This is a genomic window from Streptomyces sp. TRD_SC_5 (assembly GCF_056836825.1).
The window spans coordinates 3015312-3036939 of the sequence record NZ_JBWZZS010000001.1; the positions used below are offsets into that span (position 1 = coordinate 3015312).

22 protein-coding genes are annotated in these 21628 nt (G+C 68.6%); 11 read left to right on the forward strand and 11 right to left on the reverse strand.

Annotated features, from left to right (window positions below):
• Positions 1-65: 65 nt before the first annotated feature.
• Together AC1P0E_RS13910 and AC1P0E_RS13915 are read right to left on the reverse strand one after the other, a co-directional pair.
• Complete coding sequence (locus tag AC1P0E_RS13910) at positions 66-1031, reverse strand: hypothetical protein (RefSeq protein ID WP_482742472.1); 966 nt, start codon at positions 1029-1031, stop codon at positions 66-68.
• 89 nt (positions 1032-1120) lie between these two features.
• On the reverse strand, positions 1121-1546 hold the full coding sequence (locus AC1P0E_RS13915) for a peptidase inhibitor family I36 protein (protein WP_482742473.1): 426 nt from the start codon (positions 1544-1546) through the stop codon (positions 1121-1123).
• Positions 1547-1740: 194 nt separating this feature from the next.
• On the opposite strand from AC1P0E_RS13915, the gene AC1P0E_RS13920 reads away from it, so the two are divergent.
• The 5 genes from AC1P0E_RS13920 (at position 1741) to AC1P0E_RS13940 (ending at position 7250) form a co-directional block, all read left to right on the forward strand.
• Positions 1741-2229 carry a hypothetical protein gene (locus AC1P0E_RS13920; RefSeq protein ID WP_482742474.1) on the forward strand — a complete coding sequence of 163 codons (489 nt, stop codon included), beginning with the start codon at positions 1741-1743 and terminating at the stop codon, positions 2227-2229.
• Positions 2230-2282: 53 nt separating this feature from the next.
• Positions 2283-3695 carry an efflux RND transporter periplasmic adaptor subunit gene (locus tag AC1P0E_RS13925; protein WP_482742475.1) on the forward strand — a complete coding sequence of 471 codons (1413 nt, stop codon included), beginning with the start codon at positions 2283-2285 and terminating at the stop codon, positions 3693-3695.
• The gene (locus AC1P0E_RS13930; protein ID WP_482742476.1) at positions 3692-4417 is read left to right on the forward strand and encodes an ABC transporter ATP-binding protein; all 726 of its coding nucleotides are present in this window, start codon (positions 3692-3694) and stop codon (positions 4415-4417) included. Before AC1P0E_RS13925 ends, AC1P0E_RS13930 begins: the two co-directional genes overlap by 4 nt.
• Positions 4418-4431: 14 nt before the next feature.
• Complete coding sequence (locus tag AC1P0E_RS13935) at positions 4432-5697, forward strand: ABC transporter permease (RefSeq protein ID WP_482745751.1); 1266 nt, start codon at positions 4432-4434, stop codon at positions 5695-5697.
• Positions 5698-5897: 200 nt separating this feature from the next.
• Positions 5898-7250 (forward strand): serine hydrolase domain-containing protein, encoded by a 1353-nt coding sequence (locus tag AC1P0E_RS13940; protein ID WP_482742477.1) that lies wholly within the window; start codon positions 5898-5900, stop codon positions 7248-7250.
• 311 nt (positions 7251-7561) lie between these two features.
• Here the strand turns inward: AC1P0E_RS13940 and AC1P0E_RS13945 are convergent, their stop codons facing one another.
• Positions 7562-8431 carry a hypothetical protein gene (locus AC1P0E_RS13945; RefSeq protein ID WP_482742478.1) on the reverse strand — a complete coding sequence of 290 codons (870 nt, stop codon included), beginning with the start codon at positions 8429-8431 and terminating at the stop codon, positions 7562-7564.
• A gap of 539 nt (positions 8432-8970) precedes the next feature.
• On the opposite strand from AC1P0E_RS13945, the gene AC1P0E_RS13950 reads away from it, so the two are divergent.
• Together AC1P0E_RS13950 and AC1P0E_RS13955 are read left to right on the forward strand one after the other, a co-directional pair.
• Positions 8971-9813 (forward strand): helix-turn-helix domain-containing protein, encoded by an 843-nt coding sequence (locus tag AC1P0E_RS13950; protein WP_482742479.1) that lies wholly within the window; start codon positions 8971-8973, stop codon positions 9811-9813.
• Positions 9810-10025 carry a DUF397 domain-containing protein gene (locus AC1P0E_RS13955; RefSeq protein WP_482742480.1) on the forward strand — a complete coding sequence of 72 codons (216 nt, stop codon included), beginning with the start codon at positions 9810-9812 and terminating at the stop codon, positions 10023-10025. The genes AC1P0E_RS13950 and AC1P0E_RS13955 overlap by 4 nt, the downstream gene beginning before the upstream one ends.
• 24 nt (positions 10026-10049) lie before the next feature.
• Here the strand turns inward: AC1P0E_RS13955 and AC1P0E_RS13960 are convergent, their stop codons facing one another.
• Positions 10050-10433: a cupin domain-containing protein gene (locus AC1P0E_RS13960; protein WP_482742481.1), complete on the reverse strand. Its 384-nt coding sequence runs from the start codon at positions 10431-10433 to the stop codon at positions 10050-10052.
• 49 nt (positions 10434-10482) lie between these two features.
• On the opposite strand from AC1P0E_RS13960, the gene AC1P0E_RS13965 reads away from it, so the two are divergent.
• A complete protein-coding gene (locus tag AC1P0E_RS13965; RefSeq protein ID WP_482742482.1) occupies positions 10483-11295 on the forward strand; it encodes a helix-turn-helix domain-containing protein in 813 nt (270 codons plus the stop codon).
• A 125-nt stretch (positions 11296-11420) separates the two neighbouring features.
• Here AC1P0E_RS13965 and AC1P0E_RS13970 read toward each other — a convergent pair whose 3' ends face one another.
• From AC1P0E_RS13970 to mqnC, 6 genes are all read right to left on the reverse strand, one after another.
• Positions 11421-12704, reverse strand: a complete 1284-nt coding sequence (locus AC1P0E_RS13970) for a geranylgeranyl reductase family protein (protein ID WP_482742483.1) — start codon at positions 12702-12704, stop codon at positions 11421-11423.
• Positions 12705-12831: 127 nt separating this feature from the next.
• Positions 12832-13758 carry a zinc ribbon domain-containing protein gene (locus AC1P0E_RS13975; protein WP_482742484.1) on the reverse strand — a complete coding sequence of 309 codons (927 nt, stop codon included), beginning with the start codon at positions 13756-13758 and terminating at the stop codon, positions 12832-12834.
• Between the two features lie 359 nt (positions 13759-14117).
• On the reverse strand, positions 14118-15029 hold the full coding sequence (locus tag AC1P0E_RS13980) for a glutaminase (RefSeq protein WP_482742485.1): 912 nt from the start codon (positions 15027-15029) through the stop codon (positions 14118-14120).
• A 12-nt stretch (positions 15030-15041) separates the two neighbouring features.
• On the reverse strand, positions 15042-15737 hold the full coding sequence (locus tag AC1P0E_RS13985) for a demethylmenaquinone methyltransferase (protein WP_482742486.1): 696 nt from the start codon (positions 15735-15737) through the stop codon (positions 15042-15044).
• A gap of 52 nt (positions 15738-15789) precedes the next feature.
• Positions 15790-16419: a hypothetical protein gene (locus tag AC1P0E_RS13990; RefSeq protein ID WP_482742487.1), complete on the reverse strand. Its 630-nt coding sequence runs from the start codon at positions 16417-16419 to the stop codon at positions 15790-15792.
• 7 nt (positions 16420-16426) lie between these two features.
• Entirely contained in the window at positions 16427-17623 is a 1197-nt protein-coding gene (mqnC, locus tag AC1P0E_RS13995; protein ID WP_482742488.1) for a cyclic dehypoxanthinyl futalosine synthase, read from the reverse strand.
• 126 nt (positions 17624-17749) lie between these two features.
• On the opposite strand from mqnC, the gene AC1P0E_RS14000 reads away from it, so the two are divergent.
• The 3 genes from AC1P0E_RS14000 to AC1P0E_RS14010 all read left to right on the forward strand — a co-directional run bounded on the left by AC1P0E_RS14000 (position 17750) and on the right by AC1P0E_RS14010 (position 19934).
• Positions 17750-18001 carry a hypothetical protein gene (locus tag AC1P0E_RS14000; RefSeq protein WP_482742489.1) on the forward strand — a complete coding sequence of 84 codons (252 nt, stop codon included), beginning with the start codon at positions 17750-17752 and terminating at the stop codon, positions 17999-18001.
• Positions 17998-18399, forward strand: coding sequence for a PIN domain-containing protein (locus AC1P0E_RS14005; RefSeq protein WP_482742490.1), 402 nt, complete (start codon positions 17998-18000; stop codon positions 18397-18399). The genes AC1P0E_RS14000 and AC1P0E_RS14005 overlap by 4 nt, the downstream gene beginning before the upstream one ends.
• An 80-nt stretch (positions 18400-18479) precedes the next feature.
• Positions 18480-19934, forward strand: coding sequence for a glycosyltransferase family 39 protein (locus tag AC1P0E_RS14010; protein WP_482742491.1), 1455 nt, complete (start codon positions 18480-18482; stop codon positions 19932-19934).
• A 34-nt stretch (positions 19935-19968) separates the two neighbouring features.
• Here the strand turns inward: AC1P0E_RS14010 and AC1P0E_RS14015 are convergent, their stop codons facing one another.
• A complete protein-coding gene (locus AC1P0E_RS14015; protein ID WP_482742492.1) occupies positions 19969-21627 on the reverse strand; it encodes a serine/threonine-protein kinase in 1659 nt (552 codons plus the stop codon).
• Position 21628: the final 1 nt, after the last annotated feature.

Consider the following 21628-nt stretch of genomic DNA (forward strand, 5'->3'; position numbering starts at 1 on the left):
CAAAACGACCGCAAGGCTAGCACGTTGCATTGAGCAACATGGCTGTTCGCAGGCCCGGTTGACACTCAGTTGGCCAGGGTCGCGGCCAGCCGTAGACGGTCCTCAAGCTGTTTCTTGGCCAGGTGCAGAGTCTCGGCATCGTCTTCGACCAGCTGCTGCTGGTAGGCGGACAGAACCGCGACGTAGACGCCGATCAGGTTGATCTCCTCTTTGCAGGAGACATCGGCCTTGGCTGCCGTGATTGCCTCGGGTCCAGAACGGGAATCGTCCGAGAAACCGAGCTCGGCCACGGCGGTATGTGGATCCGAGGCGGTGAAGCCGGCCTTGGCCATACAGGCCGACCAACGCTTGTTGATTTCCCTTACGCGTGAGTCCGCGCGAAATTCAGAATCCGCTTTTCCCTTGAGATTGAAGACGTACAGCACGTCCACACTGTTCGGCTTCGGCGCGTAGAGCTTCAGGAAGGATTCACGCGTGCAACCACCGACAGGTATCTTCGCGTTGTTCACTTCCCGCTTGCTGCCGCCACGACTGACTGCGTCTTCCTGACTGTTCGGCAGGTCATCCGGATTCAAGTCGGGGTCCCCGAGCAAGGCGAGTTCTTCGGCGCCTGTGAGTCTCGGCTGCTGCTGCCGACTCTCGGACGGCCTGGCGGTTCTTGGGTTCTTGTATCCGTATTGGGACGCCGTTTCCATGTCGACCACACCGAATATTCGGGAGTTCGGCAGGCTCCCGGATGCGCTGCTCTCGTCAGGAGCCTGATACGTAAATCCGTACCGTGCCATGCATTGCGAGGTCAGCACTCCCTGGGCGCGAGCGAGGGCGTCTCGGTCCTCGGGAGTCGCCTCGTACGCGTCGAGAGGAAATTCAAGAGACGCCGTCTTGAGCAGGGTCGGAGTGGCAGACACTTCAGGCTCAGCGCGCCCGTCGCTCGCGGTGTCCGCAGTGGAGGAACAGGCGCTGAGAAGAAGTGCGACACAGGCCGCAGCGGTCAACTGCAGGGCCGGGCGTCGGCCGGCGGACGAAAACATGAGGCCCTTCGGTTTCGTTTGACTATTCCTTTGGGTGCTGCAGCAGCCAAAGGAATCAAGCAGAAGTCGGTCAGCAGTGAGCGAGCACCCTAGCTGGCGTCATACGGAAATGCGGAGGAGACCTTGTTCTTGAAAGTGCTGGATGCGTTTCCGGTGTATCCGGACGGCAGGGAACCCTCGGCACCGTCGGCGTCCGCGTCGGTGTAGACGTACCAGGACTTGGTGTACCGGTTCCAGTACGAGGCCGTGTTGTCGTTGGTCCTCTCGCCGTGCCCGGCGCAGCCGCCTCCGTACTTCCAGAATTTGTCACCCGCGAAGTTCAAATCCGAGTTCAGCAGGTCAAAAACGCAACCCGATCGCCCAGAGTTGTAGTAGAGGCCGAACTCATAGGCCTCCATAACGCCGTCCTTGCTGGTGGCGACTGCTGTACCTGCGGTGGCGAGGGTGGTTCCGGCGAGTGCGGAAACTACGAGAGCGAGGCCCGCGAAGCGCCGAAGCGTGGTATTCCTGTTCATGACCGCCCCTAGTGGTGAGGTGATTCCCTGATCGGGTCGCGCTGATCGGCGGCAAGTAAACAGGAATTCCCTCTGTGCGGCCTACTGTCCTCGGGGACAGTAGACGCGTACGTCGCACCCCTATAGGGTCCGCCACGAAGATCGTTTCGCTGCCACAAGAGCGCCGGTGCGCCCCACCCCCATGGAGTTCCGTAATGCCCACCGTGCACACTGTTGTCCGGATTGCTGCCGCAGCCTTGTTGATGTCCCTTGCGGCCGGTTGTTCATCGAGCGGGACTCCCGAGTCGGAATCCACATCCAAGCCCACCGCGGCCGAAAAGAAGTACTACTTCTGTCTCAAAAACCAGGGTGTGGTGCTGGAGCAGCGGGACGACGAAATACTCGTCGTGGACAAGGGCAACCCCGAGAACAACGAAGATCTGATGCTGTCTGCCCAAGAGGCATGCATCGATCTCCTGCCGGAGACTTCCATCGACCCCGCGTCGGCCGAAACCCTGGCCAAGAACCGGAAATTCACCGCCTGCATGCGGAAGAGTGGATTCCCGAAGTTCCCCGAGCCCCACCCGAAAACGGGCGAGATCGAAGTGCCCGACAGCCCGAAGGGCGACCATGACGCACTTGTCGCCGCCTCCGAGAAGTGTTCACCGGGAAGCGGCCACGGCGACACCGTCATCGGCGGCTGAACTCACACGCGCATGAGCGAAGATCACTTCTCATACGACGAGTTGGGACAACGATGGCGGAGCGCAGGGACGCGGAGATACCGGAAGGCCAGTCCGCGTCGAGGGGCGGCGCAGGCCTTGCCCGGCGTCGCCGCTGGGTGCTGATCGTTGCCACGGGCGCCCTCGTCCTCACCGTGAGCGGTGTGGTCGCCGCCGCCGTGATCAAGTCGCCGGCTCAGGCTGCGGCCGAGGCGGGCGCGCCGACGCCGGACGTGCTGACCGCCCCCGTGGACCACCGGGTGCTCACGTCGTCCGTCATTACCCGGGGAAAGGTTACGGCGGGGCAGTCCGTGCCGATCACCCCCAGAGTGAACGGGGGCGAGGATGCGGCCGGCGCGGTGATCACCAAGATCGAGGCCGGGCGTGGGCAGGCGCTGAAAGCCGGACAGCTCCTGATGGAGGTGTCGGGCCGGCCGGTGTTCGTGCTGGAAGGGAAGTTGCCGGTCTACCGAGATCTGCGGCCCGGGGCCCGGGGGGACGACGTAAAGCAGCTTCAACGGTCTCTGCGGCAACTCGGCCATGGTTCAGGCACAGATACCGCAGGCATCTTCGGGGCAGGCACGAAGCTGGCCCTCAACGCCCTTTACGCAGGCATCGGTTACGACCCTCTGCCCAGCCAGGACGACAACGGCTCCTCCCTTGAGAGCGCCCGCGACGCGGTGACCGCTTCCGAGCGCGCACTGGAGGACGTGCAGGACTCAGGTGACGACGTCGAACCCCCCGAGCGGCTGAAAGCTGTCTCCCGGGCCCAGCAGGATCTCGTCGCTGCCCGTCGGAAGCTCGCCGCAACCGAGGCTGCGAGCGGGCCGATGCTGCCCGCGGGCGAAGTGGTGTTCCTCCACAGCTTCCCGGCCAGGGTGGACACCGTGCAGGGCAAGGTCGGGAGCGAGGTGTCGGGGACGGTGATGACCGTGTCCGCGGGGAAACTGATCGTCCAGGCGTACGTGCCGGACTACCAAAAAGGCCTGATCCGCGCGGGACAGAAGGTGGAGATCCACTCGGAGGTCAACGGGATCTCGGCCGCCGCGAAGGTCACGTCCGTGGCCGACACGCGCTCCGTGGCCGACCAGGAGCGCGAGGAAGACGGCGGGCAAGCGCCAGGAGCTTCCGGGTACCTGGTGGAGATCTCCCCTGTCAAACCCTTGGACAGCCGGCTCACGGGGCAGGACGTACGGCTGACCGTCGAGGCGGCCTCCACCAACGGCAAGGCGTTGGTCGTGCCCGTCACCGCCATCAGCTCGGGGGCGGACGGCAGGACCGCGGTGACCGTGCTCGAAGGTACTGGTGAGCGGCGGCGGGTCGAGCTGCGTCCCGGTACGACGGGCGACGGCTTCGTGGCCGTGACCCCCGTCAGGCCGGGCACTCTCGCCAAGGGCGACAAGGTCGTCACCGGGGCGGGACAAGGGGCTTCGAGGGGTGGCGGATGACCGCGCGCACTGACGCGCCGGTCATCGAGTTCCGGCGGGTGGGACTGGTCTATCCGGGCCCGCCGCCGGTGGAGGCGTTCAAGCCGTGCGACCTCACCGTGCGGCAGGGCTCATTCGTGACCGTCGTCGGCCCCTCCGGGTCCGGCAAGTCAACCTTCCTGAACATCGTCGGTCTGCTGGACGCGCCCACCGCCGGGACGTATCTGCTGGACGGCATCGACACCAGTACGTTGAAGGACGCCGACCGCGCCGCGCTGCGCGGACGACGCATCGGGTTCGTGTTCCAGTCCTTCCATCTGATGCCGCATCGCAGCGCGCTGGAAAACGTCGCCCTCGCCATGGTCTACAACGGGGTGCCTCGCCGGGAGCGACCCGAGCGCGCTCGCCAGGCTCTGGAGCGAGTCGGACTCGGCAGGCACATCGATACGCTGCCGACCCGGCTGTCCGGAGGCGAGCGACAGCGGGTGGCCATCGCACGGGCCTTGGTGGCTCGTCCTTCGCTGCTGCTCTGCGACGAGCCGACGGGCAACCTCGACACTGCGAACGCCCGGTCCGTGCTGTCCCTGCTGAAGGAACTGCACGCGGACGGCATGACTGTCCTGGTGATCACCCATGATCCTGAGGTGGCGGACCGCGGCGAGCGAACCGTGACGATCCGCGACGGGGTCCTGGGCGAACAGGAGTTCAGTCAGAAGGTCCTGACGGACGGGGCGTCCGCGTGATGGGCGTCCGCACGATGGTGCGCCACGTGAGGTCAAGACATCCGATTCGCCGTCGCGAGCGGGCTGTGCAGCCGGCGGTGTTCGGTGGCCGTGACCTCCTGGCAGAGGCGCTCGCCGGCATGCTGCAGCGTCCCGCCCGCTCGGCGCTGACAGCCCTGGGCACCACTCTGGGCGTGGGCACCTTCGTGGCCATCCTCGGACTGACCGCCACCGCCTCGTCCCAGATCGACGCCCGCTTCAACAAGCTGACCGCCACCGAGGTGACGGTGGAGGACGTGGCCCAGGAACAGAACGAGTTCGCCGGGCTCGCGTTCCCCGAGGATGCCGACGAGCGCATCGAACGTCTCAATGGCGTCGAGCACGCAGGCGTGTTCTGGCCGGTGCGCCTCGACCCGGACACCACTGTCCGCTCCGCGCCCGTAGGCAGCGGCGGCGGAAGCGGGACACGTATCGACGTCGTGGCGGCTTCCCCGGGCGCGCTCGAGGCAGCCGTGCCCACGCTCAGTCAGGGACGGGTGTACGACGACTACGTGTCGGACACGGCCCAGCCCGTCGCGGTCATCGGCTCGAATGTCGCCAGGCGGCTGGGAATCACCACTCTGGAGACACACCCCGCGGTCTTCATCGGTGACCAGCCCTTCACCATCGCCGGAATCATCGACGACACGGAGCGCAAGACCGACCTGCTCATGTCGGTCGCAGTCCCGCGCACCACCGCGGAACGGATGTGGGGCGAACCCGACGGCGGTGAGGCCGCCATGCTCATTTCGACCAAGCTCGGAGCGGCACGGCAGATCGCCGGTCAGGCGCCGACCGCGTTGCGTCCGGAGCACCCCGAATACCTGAAGGCCGTCCCCCCGCCCGACCCGAAAACCCTGCGGGGCAACGTCAACAGCGACCTTGGTCAGCTGTTTCTGGTCCTCTCGGTGATCTGCCTCGTCATCGGAGCCGTGGGCATCGCCAACACCACTCTGGTCGCCGTCCTGGAACGCACTGGGGAGATCGGACTGCGGCGCGCTCTGGGGGCGCGCGGCCGTCACATCACCGTGCAATTCCTGGCCGAGTCGGGCGTGCTCGGCGCACTTGGCGGTCTCGTCGGCACATCGCTGGGAGTGATCACCGTGGTCGCGGTGGCCGTGGCACGCGACTGGACGCCGGTCGTACATCCCGCGACGGTCGCGGCGGCACCCGTGATCGGCCTCGCCACGGGAGTGGTCGCCGGGCTGTACCCAGCCTGGCGGGCCGCTCGGATCCAGCCTGCGGAAGCCTTACGGCGCTGACCCGGGCGCGACGCCCTCGGCCAGGCCAGACCAGGCCAGACCAGGCAGGCCAGACCAGGCAGGGCAGACCTGAAGCCTGACATTTGTCATGAGATCCGGTGTGGGAGATCGTTCTGCGGGTGGAGGGCGGCGGGCAGTGGCGCGCTGAGGATGGACGAATCGTCCATGCGCCGTGCACGAGTGACCACACAGGAGTGACCATGCGCCTCGCCCACCCGAGCCACCGACGCCCGGAGCACCGAAGAGTTCGTCTCGCGGCGGTGGCCTCGGTCGCCGTCTTATCGCTCGCGGCCGGGGTCGCACCGGCGCAAGCGACAGCACAGGCACCGGCCGCCCCCACCGCCGGCTCGTCCGCCGCGCCCAGCCCCAGTCTTGACCGGGCTGCTCTCCGCGACTCGCTCGCGGCGTTCCACAAAGCCGGTATGTACGGCGCCTATTCCTCGGTCCGCGACGGGTCCCAGCAATGGCGCGGAGCCACCGGCTTCGCCGACGTGGACACCGAGCGCCGGATGCGGCCCGACTTCGAGCACCGGATCGGCAGCATCACCAAGACCTTCACCGCCGTGGCCGTCCTTCAGCAGGTCCACAAGGGCCGCGTCGAACTGGACGCGCCGATCGGACGCTACCTGCCCGAGCTGGTACCGGGCGAACGGGGCCAGAAGGTCACCGTGCGCATGCTGCTCAACCACACCAGCGGCATAGCCGACTACATACTCCCCGCCTTCCCCGGCCTCGTCGAAGACCCGGGCAAGGCACTCGAAGAGAACCGCTTCCGCCGCCTGGACCCCGAGCACCTCACCCGCCTCGGACTGGCGGCCCAGCCCGTCGCCGAACGCGGCAAACACGCCTACTCGAACACCAACTACATCATCGCCGGGCTGCTGTTGCGGAAGGTCACGGGCCAGGACCCGGAAACGTACATCACCCATAACGTCATCCGTAAGGCCGGCCTGCGGCACACCTACTTCCCCCGCTCGCCCCGCACATCCGGGCCGCACGCCAAGATGTACGAGTCGATGTACGGCTACATAGAGCCGGCCCGCGACTTCAGCGTCTACGACATGTCCTGGGCCGGTACGGCCGGCGCGATGGTGTCGACGATGCGTGACCTCAACGACTTCTACCGCCAACTGCTCGGCGGCAAGCTGCTCGGCCCCGCCGAACTGCGCGCCATGAAGACCACCGTCCCGTCCTACGAGCCGGACCCGGGTCAGGAAGTCGCGATGCGGTACGGGCTGGGTCTCTACACCCTGCGGATGCCCAACGGCGGCTGGTACTGGGGCCACGACGGCGGTGTCTTCGGTGCCGGGACCTGGGCGCTGTCCACCGAGGACGGCCGCAGGCAGGTCGCGATCGGTTACAACCTCATGAAGTACGAGCGGTTCGACGAGAACAACAAGCCGAAGCCGGACCCGATAGGCGCGGCGCTGTTCCAGTACGTCGACGGAGCCCTCAGCGGCTCCGGCAAGCCTCCGACACCTCTGCGGAAGTCCGCCCCCACCGGCCCCCTCTCCCCGCTCCCGCCCTTGGTGAGCCCCGAGCAACTGCGCTGAAGCCGACCAGGAGTTACTTCAAGCCATCTTCGACCGCCGAATCCGAACAGACGACTCGAACAGCTCGACTTCCCCGCCACACCCTCCCCATTTGCTCCCCTAGGGGGAGGGGCTTGTTCCGGACGGCATGAGCTACGGGATCGGGGGGCTCCCCCCCGGCCTGTGAAGGGCTCGTGACAGTTTGTGAGGCCCTCCAGTGTTCAGCGGTGGTATCGGCTGAGAACTCGTCAGTGGGGCGCCCAACCCCCCGGGTGGACGCCCACGAGGAGCGCTCCGGCACCAATTCCAGCGGCAGCAGCGCCCGGAGGGCCTTACTGCGCCGGGCGGATTTTGTACGTACGCAGCGCGTCCCGCAGCCGGGCCGCCTTTCCGCGCACGACATCCGCCGGGAGGCCGTCGTCGCGTACGTAAGGCTCGCTGCGGCAGATGCGGCACAGGCCACCCGGCAGGGATTCCGGCGTACCGGGGGCGTGGCAGTCGGTGCACTCCATGACGTACCGGCCCTGGACGGGCGCCGGGGGCTCGGGGGGCAGCCGCATGATCAGCCGGTTCTGTACGAAACCGAAGGGGTGCCGGACGGGGTCGGGCAGCATCGAGGCGACGGCCCGCACGAGCTGCGCCTCGGTCGCTCCCCGCCGGAACCAGTCCCCGGCGAGGCCGGCCAGCTCCTCGCATTCATGCGCGGACAGCGCGAGTTGCGGGTGCCGGTGGACGAGCCGCGCGAGGGCGTCGCGCCCGCGCGCTTCCGGCTCCTGTACGGGCGCGGGGTCGGTCATCCCGGACTGCGGCACGTCACCCCCGAGGAAGGCGGCCCACCAGGCGTCGGAGCGGGCGGTGCGGGTGAAGTAGGTCCGGAAGACCCATCGCGCACCTTCGGCGTCCTGCACGTCCCGGCGTACGCGCCGCAGATGCCCGGCTTCGGAGAGCCTGCGCAGCACGGTGCCGATCGCGCACTGCCCGAACCCCTCCAGCTCCCTGGCCAGCGCCTTGATGGAGATGTCGGCGCCGTCGGGCAGCCGGTCGATGTAACCGGCGATGGCTGCTTCACGCTTGGCCAAGTGTGCGAAGTCGCGGGCGCGGCGAGGCTCCTGGTCGGGCGCGGACCGCTTTCCGAACCCGGGCTTGGCCATCGGGTGGGCGGGCGCGTGCAGGGCGGCGCGGTTAAGCTGCTGAACAGCCATGGGATCGCTCTTTCGATCTCGTTGGTCAGACCCCTGTGCGGTGCTGGTAACACCGCATGGGGGTTGTTTCATTGCGGCGCACGCTACACGGAAATAGCGCTGCGTCGCGACTCGATCACAAAAGGTCATCTCCGCTGGCACGCCGGTCAGTTGGCGCACTACAGGGAGGGTGGGTGGGAACAGTCCCCACCCACCATTCCTAGCAAAAGAGTCTCGACCCTCGCCCCCCGAAGCTCAAGCGTCGCCGCCCCGACACCGTGGACACCGGCACGGCGGATAAGCCATCGACCCGGGTGGCAGCTCCACCCCCTCCCCCATCGGCTCCCCCACCGCGTCGAGCCGCAGCACGCCGTCCGCCCCGTAGTCCGCCATCAACTCCGCGAGCTGCGCTCGCGCCTCGCTCCTGCGTGGTGCGTCCATCCCTGCTCCCTGCCCATCACTCGATACGTCACGTTCCGTGTCCGATCGTTGCGCTCTGCGCATACGATGGACAGAGGGGAGCGGGCAACAACGGTGTTGAAACGCATGGGAGTTCAGTGGTGAACAAGCCCAACAAAGGCCTGAGCTTCTCGCAGGGCAAGGTCGGATGGCCGTTCTTCGGCTCCGAACTCAAGCGGCAGCGAGAAGCGGTATCGCTCACCCAGCAGCAGCTCGGGGAGCGGGTCTACGTCTCGGGGACGTACATCGGCCAGATCGAGGCCGCCATCCGCAAGCCTCAGCTCGACCTCGCACAGCGCATCGACAGTGAGCTGGGTACGGACGGGCTCCTGGCCCGCATGTGCAAGGAGCTGATCGACAGCAGCCCGCACGCCTCCTACTTCGCGGACGCTGCTGCACTTGAGACCGAAGCCGTCACCATCAGCGAGTACGCCCCCACGCTGGTTCCCGGCCTGCTTCAGTCCGAGGAGTACGTACGGGCACTGATGGCGCCTTCCGCAGCACTCCTGCTGGACAGCACACTGGTGGAAACTCGGATCAGAGCGCGGACGGATCGCGCGGCCCTGCTCGACGATCCAACAACGCCGGTGTTGTGGGCTGTGCTGCACGAGACTGTGCTCCGCGTACCTGTGGGCGGAGAGGCCCTCATGGCACGCCAACTGACGCACATCGCCCGCCTTGTCCGCGACGAACGGATCCTTGTCCAGGTACTCCCGTTCAGCGCCAACGCGCATGCAGCAAGCGGCAGCATGTTCGCTCTGATGACCTTCCAGGAGGCACCGCCGGTTGCGTACTCGGAAGGGCAGTACTCCGGGCAGCTGTTGGACACTCCCGCGATGGTCGCCAAGTACCAGCTGTCCTACGATCTGATCCGGGCCGCCGCACTGTCGCCGGAGGCGTCCCTGGCCCTGATCGAATCGGTGGCGGAGGACTACAAAACATGAGCAAAGCGCACGACCAGAGCGCCGTCGTATGGCGCAAGTCGTCCTACAGCAATACTGACGGCGGCAGCTGCCTGGAGGTTGCCGACGGCCTGCCCGGCCTCATGCCAGTCCGCGACAGCAAGACGCCCCACCGCCCCGCCCTCACCTTCGACGTAACCGCCTGGTCGTCCTTCGTCTCTGCCGTGAAGGACGACCGACTGCCCCGCGTCTGAGAGCAGCACGCTCACGGACGGAGGTCACTCCAAGGTCGTGGCAGCCTTGGTCCTTGGGCCGCCGGCATTTCCGGTGTTGGGAACTCCGGCCGGTTCAAGAAGCAGGATGGCGGTCTCCTCGTCCGCCACCGGGCAGTGCTCGACGCCTCGCGGCACCACGAACAACTCGCCCGGTTCGAGTACGACGTCTCCGTCCCTGAGCCGGATGGTGAGCCGGCCGCTGATGACGAGGAACAGTTCATCGGTGTCCTCGTGGGCGTGCCAGACGAACTCGCCGTGCAGCTTGGCCAGCTTGACCTCGTAGTCGTTGAGGTCGGCGATCTTCTTCTGTGCCCAGAGGTCGCTGAACTGCGAGAGCTTCTGAGCCAGGTTGACCGATGTGGTGACGGGTTCAGTGGAATTGGTCATGCCATGAGCGTCCCCCCGGCGGCACCCACCGGTCTTGTACGTTTCTGGCATGACAGCCGATCGGTCCCGTACGCAGGTCACGGCCTGGCGTCCTTCGGTCGCGGGGATCACAGAGGTCTTCCATGCCCACTTCACCGACCACGCCTATCCGGTCCACACCCATGACACCTGGGACCTGATGATCCTCGACGACGGGTCGGTCGACTTCGCCCTCGACCGCCGTCGGCACGGAGCTGCCGGGACGGGCATGGTCATCCTCTTGCCGCCCGGCGTGCCCCACGACGGCAAGACGGTCCACGCGGCGGGATTCCGCAAGCGCGTGCTGTACCTCGACACGACTGTCCTCCCGGAGAAGCTGGCCGGAGCCGCCGTCGCGGGTCCGGTCCACAGCGACGGGCTGTTGCGCCGTCGCATCCATCAGCTGCACACCGCCCTCGGCGATACGGGAGACACGTTCGAGGCCGAGTCTCGGCTGGCCTTCATACGCGAGCAGCTGCTCTTCCACCTCAATGCGTCGCGGCTCCGGAAACCGGTTCGCGAAGCCGGCCGACTGGCTGCCCAGTTACGCGAACTGCTCGACTCGCGGGTGTCCAGCGGAGTACCCCTGAACGACGCGGCCGCGACCCTGCACGCTCACCCCACCCACCTGATCCGCTGCTTCAAGCAGGCATACGGCCTGCCGCCACACGCCTACCTGACCGGCAAACGAATCGACTTCGCACGCCGGCTCCTGCTCAGTGGCGAGCGCCCGGCCGATGTCGCCACGGCGGTGGGGTTCTACGACCAGGCACACCTCAGCCGTCACTTCGCCCGCCACGTGGGCACCACACCCGGACGCTACGCGCTCACCGCCAAGCGGTGAGCAGCACGTCCGGGCCCGGCAGCTGTGACCGGCGGACGCCACCGTCCGGCCTCGGTCACATCACGCTTGGTACGCCCAAAAATGAACGTACCAAACTTGGACGTGACGTGAATCACAGCGAGGGATCAGGAGTTCGGCGCGACCTTCGCCAGGCCGTTGATGATGCGGTCCATCGCGTCGCCGCCCGTCGGGTCGGTCAGGTTGGCCAGCATCTTCAGGGTGAACTTCATCAGCACCGGGTGCGTCAGGCCGCGCTGGGTGGCGAGCTTCATGACCTTCGGGTTGCCGATGAGCTTCACGAAGGCGCGGCCCATCGTGTAGTAGCCGCCGTACGTCTCCTTGAGGACCTTCGGGTAGGCGTGCAGGGCGAGTTCGCGCTGGGCGGGGGTCGCGCGGGCGCTCGCCTGGACGATGACGTCGGCGGCGATCTGGCCCGACTCCATGGCGTACGCGATGCCTTCGCCGTTGAACGGGTTCACCATGCCGCCCGCGTCACCGACCAGCAGCAGGCCCTTGGTGTAGTGCGGCTGGCGGTTGAAGGCCATGGGGAGCGCGGCGCCTCGGATCGGCATCGTCATGTTGTCCGGGGTGTAGCCCCAGTCCGCCGGCATCGACGCGCACCATGCCTTGAGGACCTCGCGCCAGTCCAGCTCCTTGAACGCCTTGGAGGAGTTCAGGATGCCGAGGCCGACGTTGGAGGTTCCGTCGCCCATGCCGAAGATCCAGCCGTAACCGGGGAGCAGGCGGTCCTGCGGGCCGCGGCGGTCCCACAGCTCCAGCCAGGACTCCAGGTAGTCGTCGTCGTGGCGCGGAGAAGTGAAGTACGTACGGACCGCTACGCCCATCGGGCGGTCCTCGCGGCGGTGCAGGCCCATGGCGAGCGAGAGGCGGGTGGAGTTGCCGTCGGCCGCGACGACCAGCGGGGCGTGGAAGGTGACCGGGGTCTTCTCCTCGCCCAGCTTGGCGTTGACGCCGGTGATCCGGCCCGTACGGGCGTCGATGATCGGCTCGCCCACGTTGCAGCGCTCGTGCAGGCGGGCGCCGGCCTTCTGCGCCTGGCGGGCGAGCTGCTCGTCGAAGTCGTCGCGCTTGCGGACGAGTCCGTAGTCGGGGTACGAGGCGAGTTCCGGCCAGTCGAGCTGGAGGCGGACGCCGCCGCCGATGATGCGCAGGCCCTTGTTGCGAAGCCAGCCCGCCTCTTCGGAGATGTCGATGCCCATGGAGACCAGCTGCTTGGTGGCGCGGGGCGTCAGGCCGTCGCCGCAGACCTTTTCGCGCGGGAACGCGGTCTTTTCGAGGAGCAGGACGTCGAGTCCGGCCTTCGCCAGGTAGTAGGCGGTGGTGGAGCCGGCGGGTCCGGCCCCGACGACGATCACATCTGCGGTGTGCTCGGAGAGGGGCTCGGTCACGGCTGGATCTCCCGTAAGACTCGACGTCGCGTGCCGGGGGGCACAGGTCACGGGCAGTCTATTGGGGCGTACCGAGCACCGGTCCGAAGGGTGGGCGTGGAGGTCCGTGCGTCTGTGGGTGGCTCGGTCAGCCGAGGGTCCAGGTGGCGAGCGCGGTGTCGAAGATCTTGCGGGAGTACTGCCAGTCGCGGTCCCTGCCCTTGGTGTAGATCGAGTAGTCGGTGCCGTTCGGCGCGATGTAGCCCTGATCGATGGCGTGAAGGGTCTCGCCGGTCTGCTTGTCCGTGAAGGTGTACTCCCAGATCGCGCCCGGGCGGCCCTGGAAGGTGTTCCGTTCGAGGCGCAGGCGCCGGAAATCCCGCTGGCTGGTCTTGGCCTTGTTCTCGATGGTGAGGAAGTTTTCGTACGACGAGGAGTACGGGGGGTTGTGCACGACGCCGACGAGGAGGTGCTCCATCCCGGTGGAGCCGGCGTAGGTGATCTGGCCCCCGTCGGCGTTCTGGCGGAACCAGACCTCCGGTACGGCGAGGGAGAAACCGGCCGGGTCCGTCACCTGCCTGTAGCCCACGGGGGCGGCGTCGGAGGGCTCGGGTGCGGTGGTGGAGGCCGAGGGCACAGGGAGCGGGGGCGCGGTGGCCGTGGGCGTCGGGGAAGCGGCGGCGCCGGGTGCCTCGGTCGCCACACCGGAGGGGCCGTCGCTCGCTGCCACGACCGGCTTGTCGTCCCGCGACTGGGACGGGGCGGTGCCTCCGCCGTCGTCGCTGAGCAGCAGCACACCGGCCGTCGCGCCGCCGCCGATGAGGAAGGCGGCGGCGAGGGTCGCCGTCCAGACGACGGCGGGGCTACGGCGGGGATGTGCGGGCGCGGGCGGCGGCACGGGCGGGGGTGCCTGGTGCACCGGGTGGGGGTGGGCGGGGGTGGCCGTCGCCGTCTCCATTGCCTCCAGGGGTACGGGAGGGACGTACTGCGGCTGCGGTCGTTCGCGACCGCATCTCAGGCAGTAGCGGGCGTCGTCGGAGACCTCGGTCCCGCAGTGCGGGCAGTGCAGCGGCATGGCCCCATCTTGCCCGGCGGGCGGGGCGCGTCAACCGGCTTCGCGTAAGCACCGGTTGCAGTATCCGGCGGGCGCTGCTCGGGGTGTGGCCGGGGCGTTGGCTGCGTCTGCTGAAGGGAACGGCCGCTGGCGCACCACCCCCAAACCACATGCACACGAACACCCGCACCGGCGGTCGGCGAAGCTACAAGCACGTTGCTGGTGTGAGTGGGTGGTGCTCGCGGGCGGAGGGATGGGACGAAACAAGGCGAAGGTGAAGACGTGCGCACCCTTTTATCCCACTTAGTCACCAATTGCGGAGGCTCGATGTACGTCATGTGCGCGATTAGGTGCAGGACGGTTCCCGGCGCTGGGCCTGGCTAGAAGACCGACAAACCCGTCAGGGTCGTGAAGCGGTCCAGCGCCGCCACCCCCGCCACCGAGTTGCCGCGCGCGTCCAGGCCCGGGCTCCACACGCACAGCGTGCACCGGCCCGGCACCACCGCGACGATTCCGCCGCCCACCCCGCTCTTGCCCGGCAGCCCCACCCGGTGCGCGAATTCGCCGGCCGCGTCGTACGTACCGCACGTCAGCATCACCGCGTTGATCTGCTTCGCCTCGCTGCGCGTCAGCAGGCGTGAGCCGTCCGCGCGCAGCCCGTGGCGGGCCAGGAAGCGGGCCGCCAGCGCCAGGTCCGCGCAGCTCATCTCGATCGCGCACTGCCAGAAGTAGTGGTCGAGAAGGGTGGGCACCGGGTTGGTGATGTTGCCGTACGACGCCATGAAGTGCGCCAGCGCCGCGTTGCGGTCGCCGTGCGCGGACTCCGACTCCGCCACCTCCGGGTCGAAGGCCAGGTCGGGGTTGCCGCTCTCCTGGCGGAGGAAGTCGAGCAGTTCGCTGCTCGCGTCGCCCGTCAGGCTCTGGAGGCGGTCGGTCACGACGAGCGCGCCCGCGTTGATGAAGGGGTTGCGCGGGATGCCGTTCTCGTACTCCAGCTGGACCAGGGAGTTGAACGGGTTGCCGGACGGCTCGCGGCCGACGTGCGCCCACAGGTCGTCGCCGCCCGTGGCCAGGACCAGCGCGAGCGTGAAGACCTTGGTGATCGACTGGGTGGAGAAAGGGCGCTGCCAGTCCCCGACTCCGTACACCTTGCCGTCGATGTCGGCGATGGCCATGCCGAAGTGGCGCGGGTCGACGGCGGCGAGCGCCGGGATGTACTCGGCGGGCCTGCCGCTGCCGACCTGCGGCGCGACATCGTTCGCGATCCGCTCAAGGACCGACTGGTAGTCCACGGGGGCTCAGCTCTACTGCGGCTTGGTGCCGCGGTGCAGTGCGACGACCCCGCCCGTCAGGTTGCGCCACGCGACCTTCGACCAGCCCGCCTGCTGGAGCCGGGACGCCAGCGCCGGCTGGTCGGGCCAGGCGCGGATGGACTCGGCGAGGTAGACGTACGCGTCCGGGTTGCTGGAGACCGCCCTCGCGACGGGCGGCAGCGCGCGCATCAGGTACTCGGTGTAGACCGTGCGGAACGGGGTCCACGTCGGGTGCGAGAACTCGCAGATCACGACCTGGCCGCCGGGCTTGGTCACCCGGTACAGCTCGCGCAGCGCCGCGTCGGTGTCCTGCACGTTGCGCAGGCCGAACGAGATCGTCACCGTGTCGAACACGTCGTCGCCGAACGGCAGCTTCGTCGCGTCACCGGCGGTCAGCGGCAGATGCGGGTGGCGCTTCTTGCCCTCGCGCAGCATGCCCAGCGAGAAGTCGCACGGGACCACGTACGCGCCGGTGGCGGCGAACGGGAGCGAGGACGTGGCCGTGCCCGCGGCGAGGTCGAGGACCTTCTGCGCGGGGCGGGCGTTCACGGCCTTGGCGACCTCCTTGCGCCACACCCGGTCCTGTCCGAGCGAGAGGACGTCGTTCGTGAGGTCGTAGTTCGCCGCGACGTCGTCGAACATCGACGCGACTTCGTGCGGCTGCTTGTTCAGGGATGCGCGGGTCATGCTCCGTATTCAAGCAGTACGCCCCGAAGCCGCGATCAGCGGAATCCGCTGATCACACCCGCCCCCGGTACACCAGCCGCCCGTCCAGCGCGGTGACCAGGCACGGTCCGTCGCCCCTCTCCCCCGCGAACACGGCGAAGTCCGCGACGCCGGAGGGGGTGAGCACCCGGGGGCGCGCCGTGCGCGGCGCGCCGTCGTACCACCGGATGCCGGACCGCTCGACGGCGTTGCGCACCTCGGGCCGGACGAACGGCCCGGCCAGGACGGTCGTGCCGCGCGCCAGCAGCCGCTGCACCCCGCGCCGGGCACTCGCAGCCCAGCGGGTGCCGGTCATGTCCAGGGCGGCGAGGGCGGCGCCGGAGATGGGGTATCCCCTGCTCGAGCGAAGCCGAGAGCTTGGGGAAGGCTCCGTGCCGAGGGCGTCGGCCTCGCGCGGGTCGGGCCAGTAGGCGGCGTCGAGGAGCGCGGCGGCGTCGGGCTCGTACCGCCCGGGGGTGAGCACGCCGTCCCACTCGCGGACGCGGGCCCGGTCGCCGTACGCGGCGTACACCTCGGCGTACGGCCCGATGGCGACGAAGCGCCGGCCGTCGACGACGACCGCGTGCCCGGGGTCCGTCCGCTGCTCGTCGGGGTGATCCGCGACGAGCCGGACGCCTCCGAGCGCGCGGTGAATTGTCAGCATGACGCCTCTAGTTGGCGCTGAGGATCTTCAGCTCGGGGTGTGCCGTGCCGCCCTCGATGGCCGTGGAGGAGAGGTGGGAGACGACGTGGTCGTCGACCGGGTCGTTCGCCGGGTCGTCGTGCACGACGATGTGCTCGTACGTCGTCGCGCGCTGCGCGGGCACGCGCCCGGCCTTGCGGATGAGATCGATGATCTCCATCCGGTTCGAGCGGTGCTTGGCGCCGGCGGACGAGACGACGTTCTCCTCCAGCATGATCGACCCGAGGTCGTCCGCGCCGTAGTGCAGCGACAGCTGGCCGACCTCCTTGCCGACCGTCAGCCAGGAGCCCTGGATGTGGGCGACGTTGTCGAGGAAGAGGCGGGCGACGGCGATGAGGCGCAGGTACTCGAAGAGCGTGGCCTGCGTACGGCCCTTCAGCGCGTTGTTCTGCGGCTGATAGGTGTACGGGATGAAGGCGCGGAAGCCACCCGTCCGGTCCTGTACGTCGCGGATCATCCGCAGGTGCTCGATGCGCTCGGCGTTGGTCTCGCCCGTACCCATGAGCATCGTCGACGTCGACTCGACGCCGAGACGGTGCGCGAGCTCCATGATCTCCAGCCAGCGCTCGCCGGACTCCTTGAGCGGCGCGATGGCCTTGCGCGGCCGCTCGGGCAGCAGCTCGGCGCCGGCGCCGGCGAAGGAGTCCAGGCCGGCGGCGTGGATACGGCGGATCGCGTCCTCGGCGCTCACGCCGGAGATGCGGGCCATGTGCTCGACCTCGGACGCGCCGAGGGAGTGGATGACGAGCTGCGGGTACGCCGCCTTGATCGCGGCGAAGTGCTCCTCGTAGTACTCGACGCCGTAGTCCGGGTGGTGTCCGCCCTGGAACATGATCTGCGTACCGCCGAGCTCGACCGTCTCCGCGCAGCGGCGCAGGATGTCGTCGAGGTCGCGGGTCCACACCTTGTCGCTCTTGGGCGCGGCGTAGAAGGCACAGAACTTGCACGCGGTGACGCACGAGTTCGTGTAGTTGATGTTCCGCTCGATGATGTACGTCGCGATGTCCTCGGTACCGGCGTAGCGACGGCGGCGCACGGCGTCGGCGGCCTGCCCGAGGGCGTGCAGCGGCGCGTGACGGTAGAGGTCGAGCGCCTCTTCCGGGGTGATCCGCCCACCCTCAGCGGCGCGGTCGAGGACGGCTGTGAGGTCGGCCTTCTCAGTCACCGGAGTGTCCCTTTCGGCAGGGTGTGGACGGACCGGCCCAGCCTACGCCAGCCCCTCGGGTGAACTGCGGGCGCCCGGTTGACGCCGAGGTGGCGGGCGGGGCGTGCATCGCAGTACGCTCGCCGCATGGCCGACACAGCACGCGTCACCATCACGCTCCCTGCCGAGCAGGTCGAAGCCCTCAAGAAGAAGACGGACAACGTTTCCGGGTACGTCGCAGATGCAGTCGCCCGGCAGCTACGGAGAGAGTTCGTCGCGCAGGAAATGGCGCAGTACCAGGAGGAATACGGCGCGTTCACCGAAGAGGAATTGGCGCGGGCTGACGCCAACATCGACGGCACGTCCGCGTCGGGCGGAACCGGGGCCAAGGCGGCGTGACCCTGCTCTTCTCCACCGTCGTCCTCGACAGCGAGGGCCTTTCGGGGTGGGTCTCCCGCGACCGCGATGTCTCGGCGCACATCGTGCGGTTCCAAGAGCGCGGCGCCGACCTGGTCATCAGTGCCGCCACCATCATCGAGGTCACTCACGCCAAAACAGACATGGCGCGGCTGAGCTGGCTGCTCTCCGGCATCAAGATCGAACCCCTCACCGAGCAGGCTTCCCGCGTCGCCTCGAAACTACTCAGGCACACCAACCTGCACGGCCACAAGTACGCCATCGACGCGATGGTCGCCGAAGTCGCTCTGCGCCAGCCGGGTCCGGTCGCCATGCTGACGTCGGACGTCGACGACATGCGCAAGCTCTGCGGAAGCGGCGTACACCTCGTCACCCTCTAGTTGCCCCCACGACCCCACGACCCCCGCGTCACAACTGACCCTCCAGTAGGCTCACTTGTCCAAGCTGGGGGGCTGAGCGGATGGCGCACGTCGTACGTCGGGGGCGGCTGGGGGCGGCGGTGGTGCCCGCCGTGGTCGCCCTCGTCCTCGGGATGTGGGGCATAGGACGACACGGCTCTATGTGGCGCGACGAATCCGTGACGTATCAGGTCTCGCACCGCAGCCTGTCCGAGATCTGGGACCTGCTGGACAACGCCGACGCCGTACACGGTCTCTACTACTTCTTCATGCACGGGCTCTTCGCGGTCTGGGACGGCGGGCTGACCGCCCTCAGGCTTCCTTCCGTCCTTGCCGTGTCCGCGGCAGCCGGCCTGGTCGTGCTGACCGCGTTCCGGCTCGCCGGCCCGAGAGCGGGCCTTTTGAGCGGGCTGGCATTCGCGGTAGTCCCGGAAGTGCAGATGTACGCACAGGAGGGACGCTCGTACGCGATGGTGTGCGCCCTGGTCGCGCTCGCCACGTACCTGCTCGCACGGTCACTGGTGGAACCGGAACCGTCTCGGGCCTTATGGGTGGCGTACGCCCTGTCGATGTCGGTCGCGAGCTGGCTTCACGAATTCGCCGTTCTCGCTCTCCTCGCGCACGGGATCACCGTCGCGATCTCCCCGTTGGAAGCGAAAGCGCGGCGATCATGGGCGGTCGCGGCCGGTTTCGTGACGCTCTTGCTGCTGCCACTCATTGTCTTCAGCACGGGGCAGTCCGGTCAGGTCTCCTGGATCGGCGATCCGACCTTCGTGGAGTGGCTGGAATTCTCCGGCGTCGCGGTCCTCGTGCTTCTGTGCGCCAGATACCCGCCGCCCGGCCCCCGGCCTCGCGCCCTGAACCGTCTCGCCCTCCCCCTGGCCATCGTCCCGACGGCCGCGCTCCTGCTCGCCTCGATCTACCGGCCCATGTACGTGGACCGGTACGTCCTCTACTCCAACCTCGGGCTGGCTCTGCTGCTGGGACTGACACTCGACAGGCTCCTGCGCGCCCGGAAGTGGCACCTCGCGGCAGTGACGGTGGCGGGTACAGGGGTGGTGCTCGCGTTACTTCCCGTGACACTGCACCTGCGTACACCTGACAGCCGCAAGGACGACGTGACTGCCATCGCGAAGGCAGTTCAGCAGGTCGCGGGAGAGGGGGAAAGGGCGGGAGAGGGGGACGGAGTGATCTTCGCTCCTTCGCGCCGACGCGAGTGGAAGCTCTCCCGTACCGGACAATTCCACGGGCTCGTCGATCTGGCGCTCAAGGATGCCCCCGACACGTCGGGCACTCTGCAAGGCCGGGAATTGTCCCCTTCGCAGATCCGTACGCGGATGATGTCCGCCACCCGGATCGTTGTGCTCAGCGATCCCCCCGGGCAGCCGGAGGACGCCACTGCGCAAGAGGCCACCAAGCGCGAGATCCTGCGAACGCATTTCCGCGAGTGCTCTCGGACCCAGGTGAGGGGCGCTCAGGTCACCCTCTACGTCCGCCCGGGGTCGTGCGGCCGGTAGGACACGGGGCTGGCGCCCCAGCGGCCCCGGCGGCTCAGCGGCCCAGGCGCCTCAGCGTGCCCGCCGGATTCCCGGTGCCCTTGCCCTCCGCCCTGACGGTCAGCGTGCCGTCCTTCTCCAGCGTGTACGTCACCTGTACGGCGCTGCTCGCGCAGCCCGGGGTGGAGGGGCGCGCGGGATCGGCACGGTCGGTGATGCGGAGTGTCTTCGCGGTGGCGGAGTCCAGTTCGCCCAGGCCGTTGCACCTGAGCGGGCCGAAGGTGTTCGTCGTACGGGCCACGTCGTCGCCCGTCTCCCCGTCGCTGATCTTGACGGAGTACTGGCTGGCCACGCCGCCCGCCGTGATGCTCCCCTCCCACGTGCCGGTGAAGGAGTCGGGCACACCGGGCGGCGGGGCAGCGCCGGTATCGTGGTCGCCGCCCTTGTCGGCGCCGGCGTTGTCGCCGCCCAGCCCGTCGAGCCCGCCCAGGTAGATCGAGCCCCCCACCGTCGCCACCGCCAGCGCGCCCGCGACGGCGAGAACCACCGTGCAGCTCCTGCGGCGGCCGCGCCCTCGGTCGTCGGGGGTGTTCATGGTGGTCAGCGAGAACGAGAGGCGGCCCGCCGGATCGGTGGCCGTCGCGGTCGCTTCTCCGTGTGCGTCCCCGTGCGCGTCCCTTCGAGGCGCGGGTACGACGGGCACAGCCGCCGCTGCCGCCCCGCTGCCGAACGAAGCCGGTGGCGGCCCGAACGTGCCCACCGCCGGGCTGCTGAACGGCACCGGCCCCGATGCCCCGGGCGGCGCCGACGCCGGTTCCAGGTCCAGCAGCCGCACCGCCGCCCGGCCGGCCCGCTCCACCAGCGGCCCCGGCAGCCACCCCGCCGCCACCAGCCGCGCGGCCCCGCCCGGCGCGAGCCGCCGCGCCACCTCCTCGGGGGACGGCCGGTTCACCGCCTCCTTCGCGAGGCACGCGGCGACGACCTCCCGCAATTCACTGTCCAGCGCGTCGAGCCCGTCCAGCCGCGGCTCCTCGTGCACGACCTTGTAGAGCAGCGCCGCCGACGAGTCGCCGGGGAACGGCGCCTCGCCCAGCGCGGCGTACGCCAGTACCGCACCCAGCGAGAACACGTCGGCCGCGCCCGTCACGTCCTTGCTGAGGATCTGCTCGGGCGACATGTAGCCGGGCGAGCCGATGGACACGCCGGTGGACGTGAGCGACGCGGTGCCGTCGGTGGCGCGTGCGATGCCGAAGTCGATGAGCCGGGGCCCGTCGAGCGTCAGCATGACGTTCGACGGCTTGACGTCCCGGTGTACGAGAGCGAGCCCGTGCACCGCCGTCAGCGCCTCCGCGAGCCCCGCCCCCAGCGCGCGCACCGCGTACGCGGGCAGCGGTCCGGAGTCCGCGACGGCCTCCGTCAGCGTGGGTCCGGCGACGTACCCGGTGGCCACCCACGGCACGGTGGCGTCCGGGTCCGCGTCCAGCACGGGCGCCGTCCAGTCGCCGCCGACCTGCCGGGCCGCCGCGACCTCGCGCCGAAAGCGGGCCCGGAACTCCTCGTCGAGCGCGAAGTGCGGATGCGCGACCTTGACGGCGACCGTACGTCCGCCCGCGCTGCGCCCGAGATAGACGCGGCCCATCCCGCCGGCGCCGAGCCTGCCGAGGATCCGGTACGCGCCGACGGTCTGCGGATCACCCGCGTCGAGCGGCTGCATG

Coding starts and splice junctions, on each gene's coding strand:
- AC1P0E_RS13975 (WP_482742484.1), bottom strand. CDS start 13,758: ATGCCGCTGCACTGCCCGCACTGCGGGACCGAGGTCTCCGACGACGCC.
- AC1P0E_RS13910 (WP_482742472.1), bottom strand. CDS start 1,031: ATGTTTTCGTCCGCCGGCCGACGCCCGGCCCTGCAGTTGACCGCTGCG.
- AC1P0E_RS14010 (WP_482742491.1), top strand. CDS start 18,480: ATGGCGCACGTCGTACGTCGGGGGCGGCTGGGGGCGGCGGTGGTGCCC.
- AC1P0E_RS13930 (WP_482742476.1), top strand. CDS start 3,692: ATGACCGCGCGCACTGACGCGCCGGTCATCGAGTTCCGGCGGGTGGGA.
- AC1P0E_RS13935 (WP_482745751.1), top strand. CDS start 4,432: ATGGTGCGCCACGTGAGGTCAAGACATCCGATTCGCCGTCGCGAGCGG.
- AC1P0E_RS13920 (WP_482742474.1), top strand. CDS start 1,741: ATGCCCACCGTGCACACTGTTGTCCGGATTGCTGCCGCAGCCTTGTTG.
- AC1P0E_RS14000 (WP_482742489.1), top strand. CDS start 17,750: ATGGCCGACACAGCACGCGTCACCATCACGCTCCCTGCCGAGCAGGTC.
- AC1P0E_RS13940 (WP_482742477.1), top strand. CDS start 5,898: ATGCGCCTCGCCCACCCGAGCCACCGACGCCCGGAGCACCGAAGAGTT.
- AC1P0E_RS13945 (WP_482742478.1), bottom strand. CDS start 8,431: ATGGCTGTTCAGCAGCTTAACCGCGCCGCCCTGCACGCGCCCGCCCAC.
- AC1P0E_RS14015 (WP_482742492.1), bottom strand. CDS start 21,627: ATGCAGCCGCTCGACGCGGGTGATCCGCAGACCGTCGGCGCGTACCGG.
- AC1P0E_RS13960 (WP_482742481.1), bottom strand. CDS start 10,433: ATGACCAATTCCACTGAACCCGTCACCACATCGGTCAACCTGGCTCAG.
- AC1P0E_RS13965 (WP_482742482.1), top strand. CDS start 10,483: ATGACAGCCGATCGGTCCCGTACGCAGGTCACGGCCTGGCGTCCTTCG.
- AC1P0E_RS13955 (WP_482742480.1), top strand. CDS start 9,810: ATGAGCAAAGCGCACGACCAGAGCGCCGTCGTATGGCGCAAGTCGTCC.
- AC1P0E_RS13925 (WP_482742475.1), top strand. CDS start 2,283: ATGGCGGAGCGCAGGGACGCGGAGATACCGGAAGGCCAGTCCGCGTCG.
- AC1P0E_RS13990 (WP_482742487.1), bottom strand. CDS start 16,419: ATGCTGACAATTCACCGCGCGCTCGGAGGCGTCCGGCTCGTCGCGGAT.
- AC1P0E_RS13915 (WP_482742473.1), bottom strand. CDS start 1,546: ATGAACAGGAATACCACGCTTCGGCGCTTCGCGGGCCTCGCTCTCGTA.
- AC1P0E_RS13985 (WP_482742486.1), bottom strand. CDS start 15,737: ATGACCCGCGCATCCCTGAACAAGCAGCCGCACGAAGTCGCGTCGATG.